This is a genomic window from Marivita sp. (genome assembly GCF_020055635.1).
Classification (GTDB): domain Bacteria; phylum Pseudomonadota; class Alphaproteobacteria; order Rhodobacterales; family Rhodobacteraceae; genus Marivita.
In genome coordinates this window covers 1-3,392 of sequence record NZ_JAIPUT010000150.1, presented here as the reverse complement: position 1 = coordinate 3,392, position 3,392 = coordinate 1, and the positions used below count along the sequence as shown (strand labels likewise).

Sequence of the window (3,392 nt, the reverse complement as noted above, 5' to 3'; positions counted from 1 at the left end):
TTTGAGATCGTATCAGGCGCCTCGCGCGCCATCAGCCGCATTCTGGATGCAGCCGTCGCTCCGATAGGCCGCGCACTTTCCCCATAGCCTGATCCAAGACCCACGCGGCTTCCTCCTTGGGAGGTTTTCCAACGCGGGTCGTGGTCGCGCGTGTGACCACAGCTCCGCCGCGAGCCGCATCGGAAAACCTTCACCTCAGCCGCCTTTGACCGTCGATGAAATGCTGTGGCGCAGCTTCATCGAAGCGGCCATTCGCGCTGGTGCATGGGCCGCCAGCTCACAGGATGGTCATTGGGTCTTTGCCGTCAGCTTCGCCATCCGGCGTTGTGGCGCGCTGCCTCGTCGCTCTGTCGGCTGCAAAGGCTCGCGAGCTTAGCCCGCTTAGCGGGGCCGTTCACGCCGACCCATCCGTCGCTGCCTATGGCGGGAACGACATCGCAAAATGGCTGCTTTGATTGTGGTCGCGGTCAACGCTGAACTTTAATGACAAAATTCCATGCAGCGAAGCCGGATCGCTGCGAGTCCACTTCCTCGTGTGGGAAGCCGTACCGACAACACATGACGCCTTTGCGCTGCGACCTAAGACACGGACCGCCTGCGTTCTTCGTCCATCCGATCGACACCATCGAATTCGAGAGCCAGATCGGGCCCGAAGGCGGTTGAGGGCGTATGGTAGCCGGCCGTCACTTCGCCTGCCCCTATGCGCTGCGCGATCATGAAGGCGGTCTGCGCGGTCAACGCGTAGGGCTCCGGCGTCTCCATCAGGCTGGCCACGCGGGCGCCGTCCGCATCCCATCCCTCGGCCAGCAGGCGACAGCGCCCGCTTTGCCGATCCCCGGGGGAGGGGCCGTGTTGCATCCGGTCCACCAGCCGCGACAACAGGCGCTGCACGGGTGCCGAACCCAGGGCAGGCCGAAGGCGCCGAGGAACGCGGGACACGAGGCGCAGCGCGGAGGATGCTTCGAAGAGCACGTCGATCTCCTGGGCGCCGGTGGAATACCATGCTGTCGCCACGTCGCCCCAACTGACCCCGACAGTCTCTACCGGGCCTCGGCCGAAATCGCTTCGGCTGCGCTGCGGCCTCTCGAGCTCCACGATCTCGCCGCCGCGCCGCGCCAACGTTCCCTTCCCCAGCGCCTCCAGCGCGGTGCGGGCGGTGCCGCGGCTGGCCTTCGTCAGACCGGAGATAGAGAGACGCAGTCGGCGAAGTCCGGGCTGACGTCTCTTGAGATGGGCCGCGAGGCAGTCGCTCGGCACGACGTCGAAGCCTGCGCCCGGCAGCAAGACGATGCCTGCCTGCCGGGCTGCCGCATTCTGTGCGGCGATGCGCTCGAATACCGCGATCTCTCCGGTAATGTCGACGTAGTGAGTGCCCGCTTCAAGGCAGGCTGCAACCAGCGGATCAGCAGTCCTGGAGAAAGGGCCGGCGCAGTTCAGCAAGACCTTCACGTCCCTCAAGCGATGGCGCAGCGCGGCTGCATCGGCAAGGTCAAACGCGGCCCAAGGCATCTTCAGGCGCATGGCAAGCTCCCTGACTTTGGCCTGGTTGCGCCCTGCGAGCGTCGGCGGCGGCGAGAACTGCGATGCAGTGGCGGCCGCATGTTCGGCAATGAGAGTTCCAGTGTACCCCGTCGCTCCGTAGATCATCAGGTCAGTCATCTTCTCTCTTCCTCGTTGGATCAGTTCGCCAGTCGACCTCCCGGGCCAAGTTCTACCACGGCCATTCCCGCACGGGTCTCATCGCTTCGGCGCAACTTTCGCATTTTGGCCCTTTTTGCATCTCGCAGCATTTTCGGAAAGTGGATGACTGGAGCGCCGGTGAAGCCGTCAGTGGTCGCGCGCAATTCTTGCAACGGCGAACTCCGCGACCCCTTGGTCCGGTGCGTCGGTAAAAGCGGCTATGGTCGTCGGATCGGGAAGATCGGGAAAATGATAGACGGCGTTCACGCTGAAGGGTCCGCCGCCGGTGTGGCCGATTGCGCGTCCCGCATCGCTTATGGCGCCCGACATGAGACCGAGCGCATATCCGCATTCGGTCCAGGGACGCCCGGGAAGGGCACCGCCGAGGGATCGTCTGATCAGCATGTCGTCCAATGGCTTCGATCTGAGAAGATCACCGGCGAATAGAGCGTGCAGCAAATGCGACGCATCCGGGGCCGAGCCGATGAGGCAACCGTGATAGACCCATCGAGGATCATACCCTGCGCCAGCATGCCAGTGCAGCGCCGCCGACTGGTCGAGCGTGTCCCAGAATTCCACGCTCGCCAGACCGAGAGGCTTGCAGATCATGTCGTGAATGACGTCGCCGAGGGGCTTTCCCGTCGCCTCCTCAATCAGGTCGCGGACGAAGAGGTATCCGATGTTGGAATAGGACCACCCTTCCCCTGGCGGAAAATGCATCCCCTGAGCCAGGGTCGCCTCAAGAAGTTTCTCGCGGGACCAAGGCGCATCTCCTCGGGCCACTGCGCCGTGATACTCTTTCAGCGGCCCATAATCGGGCAGGCCGGAACTGTGACCGAGGAGCTGGCGGAGCGTGAAGGGGTGTCCGTTGTGCGGCGCGTCCAGGTCCACGAGATGCTCGTCTGTCAGCTTGAGCGCACAGATCGCAATCGCTGTCTTTGAAAAGCTCCAGTAGGGAAATCGCGCGCCCTCCGGGCTGTCGCCGCCACTACGGCCGGACATCGTCATCCAGGCTGTAGATATGCTCTGCGTTTCCATTCGGCCTGCATACGTGACCGTCGACTTTTGGTCAATTTCCGCTCGAAGCGAAGTCGCGGCGGCACGGCGGACTGAGCCCTTCATCGACCGGACTCTCGTCGTCTACGGTCCGGATGAGACATTCGCCGGAGCTTGCCACGTCGCAGTGCGGCCTTCGCATTCCTGTCGTTGGTGCATCTTGCAGAAGTCTCGATGAGCGGATGACGGCAGAGCGGACGAAGTTGCAGTTCTCCACCTCGCTATCGGGGCAAGCATCATGTAGCATCTCCGGAATGCGGGCTCATTTACCTTGGACGGTCGCGGTTGGAGCCTCTGGTAGAGAAGGGCTTCAGGATTTGTGCATTCTCCTGCATGAATGGCCCAGCCTTGATGCGGTGGTAATGATCGTCCTGCATCGGCCGTGGACTGCAATCAGCCACCTGCGAGAGGTTCTGCAAAAATACAGCCGCATGCCAGTGATCATTGCCGATGAAGATGAGCAGCTTCGGTCTGGACATGTCTACATCGGCGAACCGGCGAACCATCTGACCTTGATCTCCCGAACAGTAGGCACAGTGTCGTTCGATCCCGATCGGATGCACGGCAATCGAACCGTCGATCTGCTCTTCAACTCTTTGGCGGAATTCGGGGGCATGCGCATCATCGGCATTGTGCTGGCAGGATCGCTCGACGAC

General features: G+C 62.5%; 3 protein-coding genes. 1 reads left to right on the top strand and 2 read right to left on the bottom strand.

What is annotated here, in order from left to right; translation table 11 throughout:
* Window positions 1–579: 579 nt before the first annotated feature.
* Together LCF60_RS23875 and LCF60_RS23870 are read right to left on the bottom strand one after the other, a co-directional pair.
* Window positions 580–1,659, bottom strand: coding sequence for a saccharopine dehydrogenase NADP-binding domain-containing protein (locus LCF60_RS23875; protein ID WP_292295027.1), 1,080 nt, complete (start codon window positions 1,657–1,659; stop codon window positions 580–582).
* Between the two features lie 168 nt (window positions 1,660–1,827).
* Window positions 1,828–2,682, bottom strand: coding sequence for a serine hydrolase domain-containing protein (locus tag LCF60_RS23870; protein WP_292295026.1), 855 nt, complete (start codon window positions 2,680–2,682; stop codon window positions 1,828–1,830).
* A 149-nt stretch (window positions 2,683–2,831) separates the two neighbouring features.
* Here LCF60_RS23870 and LCF60_RS23865 point away from each other — a divergent pair.
* The coding region (locus LCF60_RS23865) for a chemotaxis protein CheB (protein ID WP_363318459.1) at window positions 2,832–3,392 on the top strand (561 nt) is incomplete at its 3' end.